Annotated in this window: 16 protein-coding genes; 4 read left to right on the top strand and 12 right to left on the bottom strand. The window is 67.5% G+C overall.

Annotated features, from left to right (window positions below; genetic code table 11):
- Nucleotides 1–11 precede the first annotated feature (11 nt).
- From LZC94_24185 to LZC94_24145, 9 genes are all read right to left on the bottom strand, one after another.
- Nucleotides 12–428 carry an acyl-CoA thioesterase gene (locus tag LZC94_24185; GenBank protein WXB10971.1) on the bottom strand — a complete coding sequence of 139 codons (417 nt, stop codon included), beginning with the start codon at nt 426–428 and terminating at the stop codon, nt 12–14.
- Nucleotides 415–1,005 (bottom strand): DUF3501 family protein, encoded by a 591-nt coding sequence (locus LZC94_24180; GenBank protein ID WXB10970.1) that lies wholly within the window; start codon nt 1,003–1,005, stop codon nt 415–417. The genes LZC94_24185 and LZC94_24180 overlap by 14 nt, the downstream gene beginning before the upstream one ends.
- Nucleotides 1,002–2,339 carry a hypothetical protein gene (locus LZC94_24175; protein ID WXB10969.1) on the bottom strand — a complete coding sequence of 446 codons (1,338 nt, stop codon included), beginning with the start codon at nt 2,337–2,339 and terminating at the stop codon, nt 1,002–1,004. The genes LZC94_24180 and LZC94_24175 overlap by 4 nt, the downstream gene beginning before the upstream one ends.
- 217 nt (nt 2,340–2,556) lie before the next feature.
- Entirely contained in the window at nt 2,557–2,982 is a 426-nt protein-coding gene (locus tag LZC94_24170) for a rubrerythrin family protein (protein ID WXB10968.1), read from the bottom strand.
- 30 nt (nt 2,983–3,012) lie between these two features.
- Nucleotides 3,013–3,504 carry a transcriptional repressor gene (locus tag LZC94_24165; protein ID WXB10967.1) on the bottom strand — a complete coding sequence of 164 codons (492 nt, stop codon included), beginning with the start codon at nt 3,502–3,504 and terminating at the stop codon, nt 3,013–3,015.
- Nucleotides 3,505–3,729: 225 nt separating this feature from the next.
- On the bottom strand, nt 3,730–4,044 hold the full coding sequence (locus LZC94_24160; protein ID WXB10966.1) for a hypothetical protein: 315 nt from the start codon (nt 4,042–4,044) through the stop codon (nt 3,730–3,732).
- A gap of 284 nt (nt 4,045–4,328) precedes the next feature.
- Entirely contained in the window at nt 4,329–5,462 is a 1,134-nt protein-coding gene (locus tag LZC94_24155) for a hypothetical protein (GenBank protein WXB20375.1), read from the bottom strand.
- A gap of 303 nt (nt 5,463–5,765) precedes the next feature.
- On the bottom strand, nt 5,766–7,073 hold the full coding sequence (locus LZC94_24150) for a hypothetical protein (protein ID WXB10965.1): 1,308 nt from the start codon (nt 7,071–7,073) through the stop codon (nt 5,766–5,768).
- A 256-nt stretch (nt 7,074–7,329) separates the two neighbouring features.
- Entirely contained in the window at nt 7,330–9,210 is a 1,881-nt protein-coding gene (locus tag LZC94_24145; GenBank protein WXB10964.1) for a fatty acyl-AMP ligase, read from the bottom strand.
- Between the two features lie 137 nt (nt 9,211–9,347).
- On the opposite strand from LZC94_24145, the gene LZC94_24140 reads away from it, so the two are divergent.
- Both LZC94_24140 and LZC94_24135 read left to right on the top strand, forming a co-directional pair.
- The gene (locus LZC94_24140) at nt 9,348–9,611 is read left to right on the top strand and encodes a hypothetical protein (protein WXB10963.1); all 264 of its coding nucleotides are present in this window, start codon (nt 9,348–9,350) and stop codon (nt 9,609–9,611) included.
- Between the two features lie 60 nt (nt 9,612–9,671).
- The gene (locus tag LZC94_24135) at nt 9,672–10,751 is read left to right on the top strand and encodes an RluA family pseudouridine synthase (protein WXB10962.1); all 1,080 of its coding nucleotides are present in this window, start codon (nt 9,672–9,674) and stop codon (nt 10,749–10,751) included.
- Here LZC94_24135 and LZC94_24130 read toward each other — a convergent pair.
- Genes LZC94_24130 through LZC94_24120 form a run of 3 tightly spaced genes read right to left on the bottom strand, consistent with a single transcriptional unit; the run spans nt 10,748 to nt 12,541 of the window.
- A complete protein-coding gene (locus LZC94_24130; GenBank protein ID WXB10961.1) occupies nt 10,748–11,185 on the bottom strand; it encodes a hypothetical protein in 438 nt (145 codons plus the stop codon). The two genes, LZC94_24135 and LZC94_24130, sit on opposite strands and share 4 nt — an antisense overlap.
- 52 nt (nt 11,186–11,237) lie before the next feature.
- Nucleotides 11,238–12,233: a flippase-like domain-containing protein gene (locus tag LZC94_24125; protein ID WXB20237.1), complete on the bottom strand. Its 996-nt coding sequence runs from the start codon at nt 12,231–12,233 to the stop codon at nt 11,238–11,240.
- A complete protein-coding gene (locus LZC94_24120) occupies nt 12,233–12,541 on the bottom strand; it encodes a hypothetical protein (GenBank protein ID WXB10960.1) in 309 nt (102 codons plus the stop codon). The genes LZC94_24125 and LZC94_24120 overlap by 1 nt, the downstream gene beginning before the upstream one ends.
- 413 nt (nt 12,542–12,954) lie before the next feature.
- Between LZC94_24120 and LZC94_24115 the strand changes: the two genes are divergently transcribed.
- The gene (locus LZC94_24115) at nt 12,955–14,052 is read left to right on the top strand and encodes an AAA family ATPase (protein WXB10959.1); all 1,098 of its coding nucleotides are present in this window, start codon (nt 12,955–12,957) and stop codon (nt 14,050–14,052) included.
- A gap of 12 nt (nt 14,053–14,064) precedes the next feature.
- A complete protein-coding gene (locus LZC94_24110; protein WXB10958.1) occupies nt 14,065–15,726 on the top strand; it encodes a flavohemoglobin expression-modulating QEGLA motif protein in 1,662 nt (553 codons plus the stop codon).
- Nucleotides 15,727–15,765: the final 39 nt, after the last annotated feature.

Below are 15,765 nucleotides of genomic sequence, written 5' to 3'. Positions count from 1 at the left end.
CGGGCACGCGCCTACGACGGCGGCGCGCGGTGCCGCTCGAGCACGGCGCGGACGTCGTTGGGGATGGGGACCGCCCGCATCGCCGTGAGATCCGTGGTGGCCACGATGTGCTTCACCTCGGCCACGGGGAGGCCATCGGCGGCGCGCGCGAAGCGGTAGTGAAGGGTGAAGGAGCGACTGCCCACGTGCGGAATGGTGACCTCGATGCGGGCGACGTCGCCGTAGCGAAGAGGGGAGCGGTAGTCGGCCTCCACGTGCACGGTGGGGAGGCCGATGTGCCGCTCGGTGACCAGGCGCACGTAACCGCCGTCGAGCGGCGCGAAGAGCGCCTCCATGGCGTCGTGGCAGTAGTTCAGAAAGCGGGGGAAGAAGACGATTCCTGCGGCGTCGATCTCTTCGAAGCGTACGGCGCGCTCATGCACCAGCATGGGCCTCGAGATCTTCGGCCAGGCTCTTCGTCGTCGCCTCCGAGAGGGGCACGCGCGCCTGGTAGCGCGGGTGGTCCACCAGGAGCTCGAGCGACGTCGCCCCCTGGCGAATCGCGCGAACCGCCTTTTCGGAGAGCGGGAACTTCAAATAGAGGACGGCGGACGCGCGGTCGGGCAAGAGGCGCTCCGGATCCCACGTGGCGTTGAACCGCTCGCCGTCGACCACCAGGGCGATGTGCCGCTCGATCCCGAGGGCATCGGCCAGGAACTTTTCGCGGGTGGCGCGCTCGTCGATCTCGATCATCACGGTGGCCGAGAGCTCGCCCGGCGCCGGAACGAGCTGATTGTACGTCTCGATCTCGTGCAGAACGGCGCCCTCGCGCGTGATGCGCTCGGTGCGCAGCATCTCTTGAATCTGCAAGAGGACGGTGTCGCGGTTCTCGAAGACGCAGCTCGCGTAGGGGCCGAGCGCCAGCCGCCGGCGCTTCTTTTCCTCGATGATCCGCGCTCGAAAATGAGGCCGGACGGCCTCGTACTCCCCGAGGCTCAGGATCTCGTTGCGCGCTATGGGCTTCATCGCGGTGTCTCCGATGCTCGTGAAATGGCCACGCCGTAGGCGCTGGCGAGCGCCTCCACGGGGTGAATGGCCTGCACCCCGTTTTCCTTCTGAATGCGGCGCGCGGCCAGCTGGCAATCGGAGACCACGAGCTCGGCCTCCGCCGCCTCGATGCCGCGCACGAGGCGCTCGGCGTATTTGCGGCCTTCCTCGTAGTTTTCGGCCTTCATGCCCCAGGTGCCGTCGATGGCGCTGCACTGCTCCACCAGCTCGACCTCGGTGTCCTGCACCAGGTTGAGCACGCGCACGGCCGGATATCCGATCTTCTGCGCGCGCAAATGGCAAGGCGCGTGATAGGCAATTTTGCCCAGCGGCTTGGTGAACTCGCGATTGAGCTTCTTCTCTTTTCGCAACTTGTCGAAGAAGCCCATCAGGTCGTAGACGTTGTCGGCCACCTCGCGGGCCTCGCGGGTGCCGAGCAGCTCGGGATACTCCCCTTTGACGGTCATGGTGCACGTGGGCTGGGCGCCGACCAGGGCATATCCCTGCTCGAGCGCGGCGTGGAGCGAGGCCACGTTGAAGCGCGCCTTTGCCTTGGCCCCCTCGAGATCGCCGCCGTCGAGGTTGGGCATGCCGCAGCACTGCTGCTCGGGCCGAAAGACCGCGTACCCGTTCTTCTCCAGCGCGCGCACGGCGTTGGCGGGGACGGAGGGAAAGTAGTAATCGCCGAGGCACGTGGAGAAGAGCGCGACCTTGCCGGCCGATCCTGCGCCCGCCAGGGGCTCGTGGTTCGCGAGCCAGCGCGCGAACGGCTGCGCGGCGTAGGACGGGATCGGAAACTCGCTGGAGATGCCCGCCACCTTCTCGATGGTCTTTCGCACCAGCCGGTTCGCGTTCACGAAGTTGACCAGAGGCGCCGTCACCCCGCTCGCCAGGCTGCCGAGGATGCCCGGCTCACCGAGCGCCGTCTCCTGCAGCGAGATCCCATTTCGCCGGCTTCGCTGCGCCTTTTCGCGCATGAGGAGCCGCGGCAGATCGACGAGCCACTCGTGGCCTTCGTCGGGGGTGTAGGGGCACTTGATGTAACAAATCTTGCACTGCCAGCAGTGGTCCGTGATGCTCGTGAAGTCCTCGATCCCGAGCCGCTCGGAGCCGGTGGCCCCGGCATCGATGTCGCGGTCGACGCGCGCGAACATGTCGGGGAAGGAGCCGCAGTAGTTCACGCACATGCGGCAGTTGTGGCAAATCTCGATGACGCGCCGGAGCTCTCCTTCGAGATCGCGGGCATCCCAGTAGCGCTCCGCGTTCGGGTTGAACTCGGGCTTCTCGGTCGGGCGAGGATCAATTTTGCTCATGGACGGACGCCACCATAGTCGGGAGAGCGGCGAAGAAAAGCGGGGCGGGGCGGGGAGGAGCAGGGAGGCAGCTCGGGACGTCGTCGCCGCCGCCGTCGCCGAGCACGCCGATGCTGGCCAACGTGCGTGGGCCAGCGCGCGGTACGAGACCGCTTCGGGGACGGCGACGAACGGACGCGGAAACGCTCGAAGCGCGCAGAACGCGAAAGCGGCTGCTTTACGAGTTCAGGCTGTCGAGCGCTTTGGTGAAGCGACCGGCGTGGCTCTTCTCGGCCTTCGCGAGCGTCTCGAACCATTCGGCGATGTCGTCGAAGCCCTCTTCGCGCGCCGTCTTGGCCATGCCCGGGTACATGGTCTCGTACTCGTGCGTCTCGCCGGCGATGGCGCTCTTGAGGTTCTTCTCCGTGTTGCCGAAGGGGAGGCCGGTGGCGGGATCGCCCACCGTCTTCAAGTAGTCGAGGTGGCCGTGCGCGTGGCCCGTCTCACCATCGGCCGTCTCCTTGAAGTTGCCGGCAATGTCGGTGTAACCCTCGACGTCGGCGACCTTTGCAAAATACAAGTATCGGCGGTTGGCTTGCGATTCGCCGGCGAATGCTTCCTTCAGATTGCCGTGTGTCTTGGTGCCTGAGAGTGACTTTGCCATGGCTCCCGTTCTCCTTGTTGTTTCCGGGTGTTAGGCGCGTGTTTTTCGGGCACACGCGCCGCAGAGTCCGCGGTAGACCTGCTCCACCGCACGAACATGAAAGCCGTCCGAGTGCTCGCGGACGGAGATGGTAGCCTCCTCGCTCGGCGTCAGCGAGTCGGCGGGTATATCGACGATGACACCGCACTCGTCGCACACGGCATGGTGGTGCGGTTTGCGATTGGGATCGAAGCGGGCCGCGTGCCCGTCGAGCCGGAGGGTGCCGGCGAGGTTGGCCGACGTGAGCGCGTCGAGCGTGTTGTACACCGTCGCAAAACTCATCGACGGAAACTCGCGATGCAACCGATCGAAGAGCTCCTGCGCCGTGGGGTGCGTGAGATCGCAGGCAAATTGCTCGACGATCGCGCGGCGCTGCGGCGTCAACTTGAGACCCAGGTTGCGCAAGTCATGCATCATCTGCGCGATGCGCTCGGCGCGCACCTCGTCCTGGGCTTCGCTGGCCTCCGCTTCTTTGGACTTCATGGCCAAAGGAAAACGTAGTGAGAAAGATTCTAAATTGCAATCGCTCCGACGCGCTTCAGGCGGCGATCGTGCTTCATGTCGAGCCCGTGATATCGTTTTCCGATATTGATATTCGGAATCAACTGCAGTGCGATGCAATCATTGCGGGGGTGCGGTGTCGAGCGGGGGCGCGAGAAGTGCGGGTGAGCGGTGCGGACCTGATGCGTGTGCGGGCGCACGGTCGTGCTAGGCGCGCCAGCAGAGCGCGAAGACGAGGGCGGCGAGGGCGATGAGCACGGCGATGGCGTACGTCAGGGTGGAGAGCAGGCGGAGCAAGTAGAGCAGCCCGGCGCCTGGGAACACCGAGATGGAAAGAATTCCGAGACCGCCGCGCAGTGCATCGGCGAAGTCGGAGGTCGAATCGAGTTGGCGATCATGGGGCACCTTCCCGACGAGGAGCGACCCAAACGGGAGCTTTCGAATCGGCCTCCGGCTTCGCCGGACTGCGTAAGGCGAGGACTCTTTTTGCACATCGGTAATGAAAATGAAATCCACTTTCATTATCGAAATATTAGATGCCCTATTCCCGTGGCCCCGTCAAAGGATTTTGCAACCTCAAGAGCAAAAATGGGTCCGTGCGCGTCCAGAACGCCGAAAACAGCCCGTGGTCCTGCCGCCGCCGCCGGCACCTGCCATGACATGTCGGGCGCCATCGCCGCGTCCGGGCCCCGATGCCTCGGGGATCGTTGCCGCCGCCGCAGGTCCGTCGTCGCTCCCTTCGTCTGGGGTGACGGGAGCCCGCTCTGGGCCGGGCTCCCGCGGTGAAATCGAGAGCGCTCGTGCGCTCAGTGCGTTCCGACGACGCCGAAGAGCACCGGCGGGTCGGCGTTCACGGGGGGCGGTGGGGTACCCGCGGGGAGGTTCATCGAGATGCGCCCGATCGAGCCTCCGCTCCCGGCGGCCGAACCGGGCCAACAACCCTCTCCGGAGTGACCATCCTTGGGCGGCGTGGAACCCGTACCGCCGTTTCCGCCGGGGCAGTTGGTGCCACCGCCCGAGCCACCGCCGCCGCCGAGCGCCTCGAGCCTTGCTCCCTCTGTGACGATCTGCGCCCCTTCGAGCAAGAGCGTTCCACCACTGCCTCCGCCGCCGCCCGAACCTCGGATCACCGATACGCCATAGCTGCCGTTGACCCGGATGGTGCCATGAACTTCGAGGCGGCCACACGAAACGAGTTGAAGCGCGCCACCCGCAAAACCACCCGGGACCGTGTTATCGGGCCAGCCGCTCCCCGTGGGCGCCCAGCCTGGCCCGCCGCGCGCCCCTGCCACGAGCTGGTTTCCCGTCGACGCATATGCGGCGCCACCGCTCGTGCCACCTGCGCCGGGCGTGACATGCCCGGCCCCGCCGCGGCCTCCGCGTGCCTCTCCTCTCGGGTCGGGCCCGCCGGCGCCATTGCGCGGTGTGTAGTGCGTTTCCCCGGACGCCTCGATCACGCCGGTGTTCGTCACGGTGAAGGCGTTGGTCGCAACGATCGCGACCGCCGCCTTCTTGTCGAAGTTCAACGCCAAAGCTTTCCCGGCGATGGTTACGTTTGCATACTTGTACATGCAAATGTCCGGCAGCCCATTTCCCTGGGGGATGATGGCGTCGCAGCCGATGCCAAATCCTCGGTTGTCGGAAGGAGCGATGGTCAGATCTTTCGTCCCGGGCGTGTCGCAAATGTCCGGAGGAAGATTCGACGGTGTCAGCGTACCCGGCGGGCCTGCGTCCACGTCGCCGCCGTCGAGCGGGCCCGCGTCGACCTCGGTGCCCGCATCGCTCTCCGATCCTGCGTCGTTCTCGGATATCGCGTCGTTTTGGGCGCTCGCATCGTCGCGATGATGGAGCTCCCGCCCCGTCTTCCCGTCGCCGCTGCTCTGCGCAGAGCACGCAGCCAGAATGCACCATCCGAACATCGCAGAATGACGTAATGTCATCGCCGTCCACCTCCTGCGCGACACCTCGTGCGGCGCCGCCCTATGCATCGATTCGCCCGACCCCCCTGCGCCTCATGCGCGCGGGAGCGGTTATGTGAGAATTGGGGCGAGGAGAAGCGATCCATCAGCGCGGCGCGGGCGCTCCACGAAATGGAGAAATCGCGTCAAGGCTCCGTGCGTGACGACGGCGCCGAACACCGGGGGAGGATCCGTCGCACAGGCGCTGCGACGAGCAGGCGACGACGGCGCACGTTCAAAGCACAAACCCATCCACGAAGCACGGCGTGACGTCACCGCGCGCCATCACCGTCGACCGGTCGTGTCCGTTCTCGTCGTGGGGCGGGGGAGCTCTCCATGCGTTTCGACGACGCCGAAGATCGCGGGCGGATCGGCGTTCAGGGTGGGGGGCGGCGTGCCGGCGGGAAGGTTGATCAAGATGCGCCCGATGGAACCGCCTCCACCGCCGCGGGCGAGATCCAGTCCAGACTCGCCCTTTTGAGGCGGTGTGGCGCCCGTTCCCCCTTGGCCGCCACGTACGAGGATCGAGCCTTCGTTCGTGTAGTAATAGCCATCGCCGCCCTTTCCACCGAGCGCTCGAAGTTGGGCGCCGTCGGCGAAAATATGTGCGGCTTCGAGAAGAATCGTCCCACCGCTGCCTCCCCCGCCGCCGCCCATCGAGGACGAGTAGGTCGTCTTCGCGGGGCCGCCGTTTGCTTCGAGCAGCCCATGGACTTCGAGACGGGTGCAAGAGACCATTTGAAAAGCGCCACCCGCTCCGCCACCGCTGCTGCTCGACTTTCGCGGGTGCCACGGGCCCTCGGCCCCATAGGAGCCCGCGACGAGCTTCGGGCCGCTCGTGGAATAGGCGCTGCCGCTCTGGGTTCCCCCGCCGCCGGGCGCGCCTGGGGTCGTATGTCCGGCGCCGCCGCCGCTGAGTCTCGGCCCCGTGCCCCTCGAGTCGGGTGCGCCGCAACCCGAGAAGTAGTCGATACCCCCGGATGCGATGACTCCACCCGCGCCCGTGATGGTGAAGGTATCGGTGGCGACGATGGCGATCGCGCGCGCGCCATATTGCAAGCGGAGCGTCCCCGCGAGCGTGACCTTCGCGAATTTGTACACGCAGATGTCGGGTAGGCCATCTCCCTGCGCGACCACGGCATCGCACGGGCTCGAGATGGGGGAGCCTTGGGCCGGATAATCCAGGTCCTTGGTCCCGGGAGTATCGCAGATGTCCGGCGGAAGATTGGAAGGAGTCAGTCGCACCGCGGGGCCGGCATCCGATGCGCCTGCGTCGCGCTCTCCCGCATCGTGCTCTCCCGCGTCCGGCGTGCCCGCGTCGGCCCCGCACCCCGCGTCGTCTCCGCCGTCCGGCGCGCCCGCATCGAGGTCGGACCCCGCATCTTCTCCACCATCGAGCGCCCCCGCCTCCGTCTCGGAGCTCGCGTCGCGGTCGCCGCGCGGCGCCGCTGCATCGGGTGCGCCGTGAGAATGGCGCCCCGGATCGTCGTCATGCCCCGACTCGTGCGTGACGCCGTCGCGGATGCTCTGCGAGGAGCACGCAACGACGATGCCCAACCCCAACCACCCCGTGTGCCGCCATCGCATCGCCATTCCCACCTTCCGCGCACCTTCCACGGGACGCGCTCGCATCGGGCGCGCGCGCTTCCACGCGTACGCTCCACGCGCTGCTCCCATGCCGCGAGCCCTCGCGCCGCCCGCCCATCGGACGGCCCCCACTCAGGAATTGGGACGATGGCGCACGATCCGTCCGTGCGCGACACGAAATCAAACGCACGACGCCGTTTGCAGTCGCGACGTCGCGACTGCGAAATACGTCAAGCCCCCCGGCGGCTCGTCAAACGACGAATTACTCTTCGCGCCTGCGCCGCCCGCCGAGCACCGCCAGCTTGAAGTAACTGAGCTGACTCTTCGCCGCCTGCTTCGCCAGCTCGATGCGGCCCGCGTCGCGCGACTTCACGCGATCCAACAACTCGCCCGACTCGTAGAGGGAGCGTGTTTTCCCGCGTTGGAGCTTGCCGCTGGACGTCTTGGGCAAGGTGCCCGGGGGAAGGGCGACGACGTCGTCGACCGTCAAGCCGATGCCCTCTTGCACGGCCTTGCGGATCTCCTTGGAGACCTTTTGCCCCATGGGCATGTCCTGCGCGTCTTGCATCTCGAAGGCGATGACCACGCGCTCGCGGTCGGCCTCGATGCCGCTCGGGTGCCGCGAGCCGAACGCGATCACGCTCCCCTTGCGGACGCCGGGGACGTGGCTCGCCTCCCACTCCATGTCCTGCGGGTAGTAGTTGCGGCCGTTGACGATGATGACCTCTTTGATGCGCCCGCAGATGTAGATGTCGCCATCGTGCAGGAACCCGAGATCGCCCGTTCGCAGGAAGGGGCCCGCGAAGGACTCGCGCGTGCGATCCACGTCGTCCCAGTAGCCGTGCATCACGCTGGGGCCCGAGATGCGGATCTCGCCGACCTTGCGCTCTTCGAAGGGGTGCTCGCTGGTGAGGTCGTCCGGATCGAAGATGCGGATTTGATGCGCGGGGAAGGCGCGGCCGCACGAGACGAGGCGCACGACCGTGTCGCTCGAGTCGGGCGAAGGATCGGCGGAGGACTTGGGCGGGGTGTCGTCGATGGGCTTGGCGATGCCCTCGGACCAGAGGGTGGGGCCGTCGAGCGAGAGGGTTTTCATCCCCTGCTCGAGGGGGCTGAAGGCGATCCCCAGGGAGGATTCGGCCATGCCGTAGGAGGGGACGAAGGCCGATTTGCGAAAGCCTACGCCCGCATAGGTGGAGGCAAAGGACTCGAGGGTCTCGGGGCGAATGGGCTCGGCGCCGCAGCCGGCGACCCGCCAGGTCGACAGATCGATGCCCTCCAGATCCTTTTCGCGGATTCGCTTCATGCAGAGCGCGTAGGCGAAGTTGGGCGCGTAGGAGATGGTTCCCTTGTGGCGCGTGATGGTCTGGAACCAGGTGACGGGGCGCTTTAGGAAGAGCAGGGGAGAGAGAAAGATGCTCGGCACCCGGTAGTAGAGCGGCGCGATGACGAAGCCGATGAGCCCCATGTCGTGGTAGAGCGGCAACCAGGAGACGCCGACGTCGCCCTCGCGGACGCCGAGGCCGTTCTCCATGATGACCTCGAGGTTGGACGCGATGTTCGCGTGGGTGAGGCTCACCCCCTTGGGGCGCGAGGTGGAGCCGCTCGTGAACTGGAGGAACGCGATGTCGTCCAGCGTGATCTTCTCCGGGCGCAGCGCCTCCATGGATTCGCGGATGGCTTCGACCGCCACCACTTGCTCGAGCGCAGGACATGCGGATTGCACCGTGCCGAGCAGGCGCTTGATTTTGGCCGGGGTGACCAGGGCGCGGGCGCCGCTCTTTTCGACCACGTGACGCGTGTTGTCGAGATAGGTTTGCAGCTGCCCCGGACCGAGCGGCGGATAAATGGGGACGGGGATGATGCCGGCCGCGATGGCGCCGAAGAAACAGAGCACGAAATCTTCGTTGGCCGGCAGGATCAGCCCGACCCGGTCGCCTTTGCGCAGGCCGAGCGCTTGCAGCGCCCCGCCGTAACGGGCCGAGGCGCGCTCGATGGCGGTGAAGGAAAATGACGCTTCACTCGTCTCCGTGACGCCCCGCGTGCCGGGGACGCCGCTCTCGGGGACGAAGCGCATGCCGCGCGTCGGCGCGGTTTTGGCGGCATCTTCGATGGCCTGGGCGATCGTGCGAGCATTTGCCATGTCGGTCTCGTGTTGCCTCGTGTGACTCGCTGCTTACCACGAAAACGGCAGCGGCGGGCTCCCTCAGGCTTTTTCAGGCGTTTGGGCTTCTCCGGCGTTGACGAAGACCGAACGCTCCCGCGATACTTTGGTGCACCATGCCGCTCATCGAGACCGAGGAAGCCGCGCGCCGCCTCGCGCGCGCCATTGCCAGCGATCTTTCGCTCTACAACGAGGACAAGATCGTCAACGGCATCACGAACGACAACCTGTTCGACGCCCTGGCCGAAGAAATCGAGGAGGGCCGCGCCCTCTTCAAGCGCCGCGTTTCGCCCGAGCTCTACCCGCGCAACTTCTACGATCGCGCCCTGGTCGACATTTTGGTGAAGGCCAAAGGGCACATCAAGTCGAAGGTCTGGTAGCTGGCCGTGTTGGCCGCTTCGCGTCCATTGGTCCGGTCGGTCCCATCCGTCGTGCAGGGCGTGCAAGCTGCGCAGGGTGCGCAAGCTGCGCAGGGCGTGCAAGCTGCGCAGGGTGCGCAGGGTGCGCAAGCTGCGCAGGGCGCGCGGGCTTCGCGTGCGGCGCCGGTCACATGGGTGGCCCCGCGGGAGGCGAGCGGCGTGCGGCTCGATCAGTTCCTCGTGCGCGCGCTGGCCGACCATCCGTCGGCGCCGGCATCCCCGTCGCGCGCCGAGCTGCAGCGCTGGATCGAGGCGGGGCTCGTCACGGTGGATGGTGCCCCGGGCCGCGCGTCGACCAAGCTTCGGGCCGGCGCCACTGTGGTCGTGCAGCCGGCGCTGCCGGAGGCGACCGCTGCGCAGCCGGATGCCGGCGTGGTCTTCGAGGTGCTCCATCAGGACGACGATCTGGTCGTGGTCGACAAGCCGGCGGGGCTGGTGGTGCACCCCGCCCGGGGGCATGAGTCGGGCACATTGGTCAATGGGCTCTTGGCGCGCGGGCTGGTCGAGCGCATCGAGCCGGAGAACGAGGCCGAGGACACCTTCGTGCGCCCCGGCATCGTGCACCGCATCGACAAAGGGACGAGCGGGATCCTGGTGGTCGCCCGCCACCCGCGCGCCCGCGAGGCGCTCAAGCTGCAGTTTCAAGCGCACACCATCTTGCGCGAGTACGAGGCGATTGCGCTGGGGGACGTGCCGTCTAGGACCTTCGCGACCTTGCACGGGAGGCACCCGGTGGATCGCATGCGCTACACGGGCAAGGTGCAGCACGGCAAGCACGCCGTGACCCACGTGCGCGCCCTGGAGCGCTTGGCCGGCGGGCGCGCGACCCACGTCGTCTGCTCCCTCGAGACGGGGCGCACGCATCAGATCCGCGTGCACCTCTCGGAGTCGGGGCACGCCATCCTGGGCGATCCGCTCTACGGCCGCGCGCCGCGCGAGCCCGAGCTGCGCACCATCGCCGAGTCGCTCGGGCATCAGGCGCTTCACGCGCGGGTCCTCGGATTTTTGCACCCGACGACGGGTGCGCCCATGCGCTTCGAGTCGCCGCCGCCCGCGGATTTCCGCGGCGCGCTCGAGGCGCTGCGGAGCTTGGCGCCTTAAGGCTTCGTTCGGCGCTCGAGCAGCTTGTCGAGACAGACGCGGGTCATATCCGCCTGCACCCCGCTGTGAAACTCCGCGGCCCACGCCGTGCCGGCGATGCGCAGCTCGGGCGGGAGCGCCGAGACCACCGACACCGCGAAGATCACGCTGAAGCGCACCCCCGAGCGCGCGATCTCCTCGAGCGACTGACCCTGCTCCATCAGGGCGGGGGTGATCGTCTCGATCCAGTAGTCGCGCACGTCGCGCTTTTCCCCCTGGATGTGCTCGAGGATGAGCGAGAGGTAGCCCTGGGAGATTTGCTCGACGGTCTGCCCCTCGGTGAAGACTTGGATGGCTTCGTTGCCGGCGGCGAGGACCTGTCGAAACGTGTCGATGACGCGCTCGCGACCGTCACCTTGAAAGATAGCCAGAAGCGCCGTTTTGAGCTCGCTCACGCGCGAAAGCATACCCAACCCCGGGTAAAGAACCTATTGCCTTGGATCGCGCTCAGCCCTTGGCCGCGAACAACGTGGGGTGGCGGCGCTTGAGGGCGCTTAGGGCCACGAAGCCGAGAAGGACCGCGAACCACAGGGTCGCAAAGCGGACCAGGAGCATGGCCGCGGTGCTGGTGCCCTCGCTGACGTGGCCGAGCTCCATCATCTGGCGCTGGAGGGCACCCTCGGTGATGCCCAAGCCGCCCGGCACCGGCACGAGCGCGCCGGCGAGGGTGCTCGTCGCATAGAAGAAGGTGCAGAGCAGCACGCTGGTGGTCTGCTGGAAGCCCGCGAGCAGCACCCACAGCGAGAGGCACTCGAACGCCCACGCCGCGATGGAGAGCACCGTGGGCACGAAGAGGTTTTGCGGCGCCACCAAGGTGGCCAGGCTCTCGTACGCGTCGTGGAGCTTGGGCGCGAGCTTGCCGACCTTGCCCGGCATGCGCCCGACCATGGCGATGATGCCCATCGATATGCGGCGCGAGGCCACCACGATCAGGAGCGCGGCCACCACCACCGCGCCGGCCCCGGCCCATACGAGGCCGCCGGAGAACCCGATCGATCCCAGCACGATGAGCACGATGATCCCGATGAGATCCGTGACCCGCTCGGCGATGACGATGGGGGCGGTGCGCTCGATGGGCACGCCGTGCGTCTCGCGCAGGACCAGCGACTTGAAGACCTCGCCGACCTTGCCGGGCGAGATGGTCAGGATGAAGCCGGACAGAAAGGTGAAGAAGCTATCGACCTTGGGGATGCCGCGGATGTCGAGCCGGGCGAGGTAAAATTCCCACTTGAAGTAGCGAACGACGTAGTTGCAGAAGGCGAGCCCGCACGCCGCGAGGAACGAGGAGTACGCGAAGCTCTCGAGCGAGCCGGCGATCTTCTCGAGGCCCGTATACACGGCGAAGGCGCCGTACACGGCCACGAAGATGAGCATCACTGCGAGAATGCGGCGGACCGGAACACCGGTGCGCGGTTCGGCCATGGGGGTGCTTTCGACAGGCATCACGATGAGGTGCTCCGGGTGCGGCGGAAGCGCACGATCCCGCGCCGCCAAAGCGCATAAAGAACCGAAACCGCCACGACGATTCCGCCGCCGACATAGAAGAACATGGGAGGCGCTTCCCAAACACCGCGCGCGAGCCCCGGCTCCGGCCGCCGCACCGTCTCGACGGGCGCTGTCTCGCCGGCCCGAGCTCCACCACTCCCGGCCGCCCCGGTCCGCGCTTCGCCCGTTGCGGCGCCCGCCCCGGCGCGAGCTTCGCCGGTTCCGGCAGCCGCCCCGGCGCGACCTTCGCCGCTTCCGGCAGCCACCCCGTCGCGACCTTCGCCGGTTGCGCCCGACCCGGCCCGAGCCTCGCCACCCCCGGCCGCCCCAGTCGGACCTTCGCCGATTGCGGCAGCCGCCCCGCCGGCGCGAGCTTCGCCACTCCCGGCAGCCGCCCCGCCGGCGCGAGCTTCGCCGATTGCGGCAGCCGCCCCGCCGGCGCGAGCTTCGCCGGTTGCGGCGCCCGCCCCGGCGCGAGCTTCGCCGCCCCCGGCAGCCGACCCACTTGCCCGGGGCACGCCGGTCTCTGCTTCAGACGCGAGCGAGATGGTCGATTGGGAAAGTGCAACCACCGCGCCGATGTACACGTCCCGAACCCCCCGGGCAAATGGTAGCGTCATGGGTAACCGTGAGAGAGGCCGAAGAAGAGTCCCCGTCGCGATCGAGCTCATCCGTATCTATGCAGCCCGCGCATTCCGTTTCGCCCGCCCAGATTCAAAATGGAGCCCCTGTAGGCACCCCCGTGGACGACGTGGAGCTCCTGCAAAGGGCCTCGAAGGCCAGTCAGCGGCTCAAAGAGGCCTTGGCCGAGCGGGTCGTCGGGCAGGAGGCGGTCATCGACTTGATGCTCGTCGCGCTCCTGGCCCGCGGGCACGCCCTGCTCGTCGGCGTTCCCGGGCTGGCCAAGACCTTGCTCGTGGGCTCCTTGGCGGAGGCGCTCGATCTGAGCTTCGGAAGGGTGCAGTTTACACCCGATCTCCTCCCCGCCGACATCACGGGGACCGACGTGCTCCAAGAGGAGGAAGATGGCGCGGGGCAGCTTCGTCGAAGGCTGCGCTTTTTGCCCGGGCCCATCTTTGCGCACCTGGTCCTGGCCGACGAGATCAACCGCACCCCGCCCAAGACGCAGGCGGCGCTCTTGCAAGCCATGCAAGAGCGGCGGGTGACGGTGGGCACCAAGACGCACCACTTGCCCGACCCGTTTCAAGTCTTCGCCACCCGCAACCCCATCGAGCAAGAGGGGACGTACCCGCTCCCCGAGGCGCAGCTCGATCGCTTTCTCCTGGAGGTGCACATCGAGTACCCCTCGGAGGTGGAGGAGCGCGAGATCGCGCGCAAGACCACGAGCTCCGAGGTGGGGTCGGTGCCCCGGGTGCTCTCGGCCGACGATGTGCGCGCCCTGCAGGCGCTGGTGCCGCGCGTGCCGGTGACCGAGGAAGCCGTGGAGCTCGCGGTGGCCCTCGGCCGGGCGACCCGCCCCGTCAAGTCGGATGGCACCAAGGCCAGAGGCGGAGGCGGTGCCGTCCCGGAGGTGGCCGAGTTCGTGCGCTTCGGCGCCGGGCCGCGTGGATCGCAGGCGCTGGTGCTGGCCGCCAAGGCGCGCGCGGCGTTGCGCGGTGAGGCGGCGGCCGATGTGGAGGACGTTCGCGCGCTCATCGTGCCCGTGCTGCGGCATCGGCTGGTCTTGAGCTACCGCGCCGAGGCGGACGGGATCCGTGACGTCGACGTTCTCGAGCGGGTCGCGGCGCATGTCGCGGGCGCCGCGGGCAGGAGGTAAGGCGGTTCGAGCATGGAACCCAAGTCGCGTCGTGGCAGTGAGGCTGCGGGCTCCCCGACGGCCGCGAGCCGCAGCACCAGCGAAACCCCCGTCGCGCCGTCGACGGGACCCGGCGGCAAAGCGGACCGCTCCGAGGGCTCGAAGGCCGAAAAGGGCGAGGTGATCAAGGCGCTCGATACGGCCAAAGACGTCACCAAGGCGCTGGAAACAGCCAAAGACGCGGGCAAGGCGCTGGACGGAGTCAAAGACGGAGCCAAAGACGCCGGCAAAGCGTTGGAGGCCGCCAAAGAAACCGCCAAGGCGCTCGAAGCGACCAAGGTGGTGGTCGTCGAGGAGGAGCACTTCGAGCACTACCCCTCGATCCCGCCCCCGCCGCCCTCGGGCCCGTGGCGAAGCTACAAGGAAATCGTGGCGCAGCTGGCGGCCCGCATCGTGGAGGCGCAGCGGCCCATCCGGGTGCTTCAATCGATCCGCTGGGAGAACGGGATCGAAGAGCAGTTCCTCAAGAACCGGGGCAGGGAGCTGCCCAAGGTCGACGCGGCTTACTACGCCAGCGTCGATCTCGGCTTCGATCCGCGCACCAAGTCCGAAGAGTTCGAGGCCATCGCGCGCGACATCGACGGCGAGCTCGGGGAGTCCGACGCCATCGGCCAGATCATGCAGGCGACCGCGCTCGAGTACCGCGACGTGGTGCGCATGCTCGCCGCGCGCGGAACGCCGCATTTCTATGCGTATGCGCGCAAGCTCTATGGCTCGCCCAAGGACAAGTTCCCCGACGGCAAGTCCACGGTGCGCGATCTCGGGCACGTGCTCTACAGCATCCTCACCAAGTCGGACGACAACCACCTCGGGCCCACGGCGGAGCGCTCGCTCACGTCGGCCGAGTGCGCGGCGGAGCTGAACGAGCGCTTCGCCAGCTACTTCGCCGACACCGAGGTGCGCGTGCAGGCCGACGACACGATCCTGGCGGACGCCGCCGCTGGCAACGACTACGTGAAGATCCGCACGGGGGCGCTGTTTTCACCGCGCGACATCGACATCCTCGAGGTGCACGAGGGGTGGGTGCACGTGGCGACCTCGCTCAACGGCCAGCAGCAGCCGGTGGCGCGCTGGCTCGCCAAGGGGCCTCCGCGCACCACGTCGGTGCAGGAAGGGCTGGCGGCGCTGCTCGAGATTTTTACCTTCCGTGCCTACCCGCGGCGCGCGCGCCGGCTGAACGATCGCGTGCTGGCCGTGGACAAGGCGGAGGACGGCGCCAGCTTCATCGAGGTCTTCGAGTGGTTTCGCACCGAGGGCTACGAAGAGGAGGAGTGCTTCAACAACACGCGCCGCATCTTCCGGGGCGGCGTGGTGGAGGGCGGGGCGCCGTTCACCAAGGACGCGTGTTACTGCAAGGGGATCGTCCTCAACTACGCCTTCATCCGCAGCGCGATTCAGCACAATCGCGGCGATTTGATCCCGTACCTCTTCGTCGGCAAGGTCGCCCATGAAGACGTCCCCGTGCTCGCGCGCCGCGTCGCCGACGGCGTGATCAAGCCGCCCCGGTATCTGCCGTCGATGTTCCGCGATCTGAACGGGCTCGCGATTTGGATGGCGTATTCGACGTTCTTCAGTCAGCTCGGCGGCGAGCCCGTGGCGGATCATTACGCGAAGATCTTCGCGCGCACGGGGTAGCGGGATCGGCCGCGCAGCACGCGGTGTACGAACCCCCTC

The sequence above is a fragment of the Sorangiineae bacterium MSr11954 genome (assembly GCA_037157815.1).
Classification (GTDB): Bacteria; Myxococcota_A; Polyangia; order Polyangiales; family Polyangiaceae; genus Pendulispora; species Pendulispora albinea.
This window is presented reverse-complemented; position numbering and strand designations above follow the sequence as displayed.

Bases quoted from the DNA above. Each gene is read 5' to 3' on its own strand.
- LZC94_24150 (WXB10965.1), bottom strand. From the start codon at position 7,073: ATGGCGATGCGATGGCGGCACACGGGGTGGTTGGGGTTGGGCATCGTC.
- LZC94_24140 (WXB10963.1), top strand. From the start codon at position 9,348: ATGCCGCTCATCGAGACCGAGGAAGCCGCGCGCCGCCTCGCGCGCGCC.
- LZC94_24185 (WXB10971.1), bottom strand. From the start codon at position 428: ATGCTGGTGCATGAGCGCGCCGTACGCTTCGAAGAGATCGACGCCGCA.
- LZC94_24145 (WXB10964.1), bottom strand. From the start codon at position 9,210: ATGGCAAATGCTCGCACGATCGCCCAGGCCATCGAAGATGCCGCCAAA.
- LZC94_24165 (WXB10967.1), bottom strand. From the start codon at position 3,504: ATGAAGTCCAAAGAAGCGGAGGCCAGCGAAGCCCAGGACGAGGTGCGC.
- LZC94_24125 (WXB20237.1), bottom strand. From the start codon at position 12,233: ATGCCTGTCGAAAGCACCCCCATGGCCGAACCGCGCACCGGTGTTCCG.
- LZC94_24110 (WXB10958.1), top strand. From the start codon at position 14,065: ATGGAACCCAAGTCGCGTCGTGGCAGTGAGGCTGCGGGCTCCCCGACG.
- LZC94_24115 (WXB10959.1), top strand. From the start codon at position 12,955: ATGCAGCCCGCGCATTCCGTTTCGCCCGCCCAGATTCAAAATGGAGCC.
- LZC94_24170 (WXB10968.1), bottom strand. From the start codon at position 2,982: ATGGCAAAGTCACTCTCAGGCACCAAGACACACGGCAATCTGAAGGAA.
- LZC94_24155 (WXB20375.1), bottom strand. From the start codon at position 5,462: ATGACATTACGTCATTCTGCGATGTTCGGATGGTGCATTCTGGCTGCG.
- LZC94_24180 (WXB10970.1), bottom strand. From the start codon at position 1,005: ATGAAGCCCATAGCGCGCAACGAGATCCTGAGCCTCGGGGAGTACGAG.
- LZC94_24175 (WXB10969.1), bottom strand. From the start codon at position 2,339: ATGAGCAAAATTGATCCTCGCCCGACCGAGAAGCCCGAGTTCAACCCG.
- LZC94_24160 (WXB10966.1), bottom strand. From the start codon at position 4,044: ATGAAAGTGGATTTCATTTTCATTACCGATGTGCAAAAAGAGTCCTCG.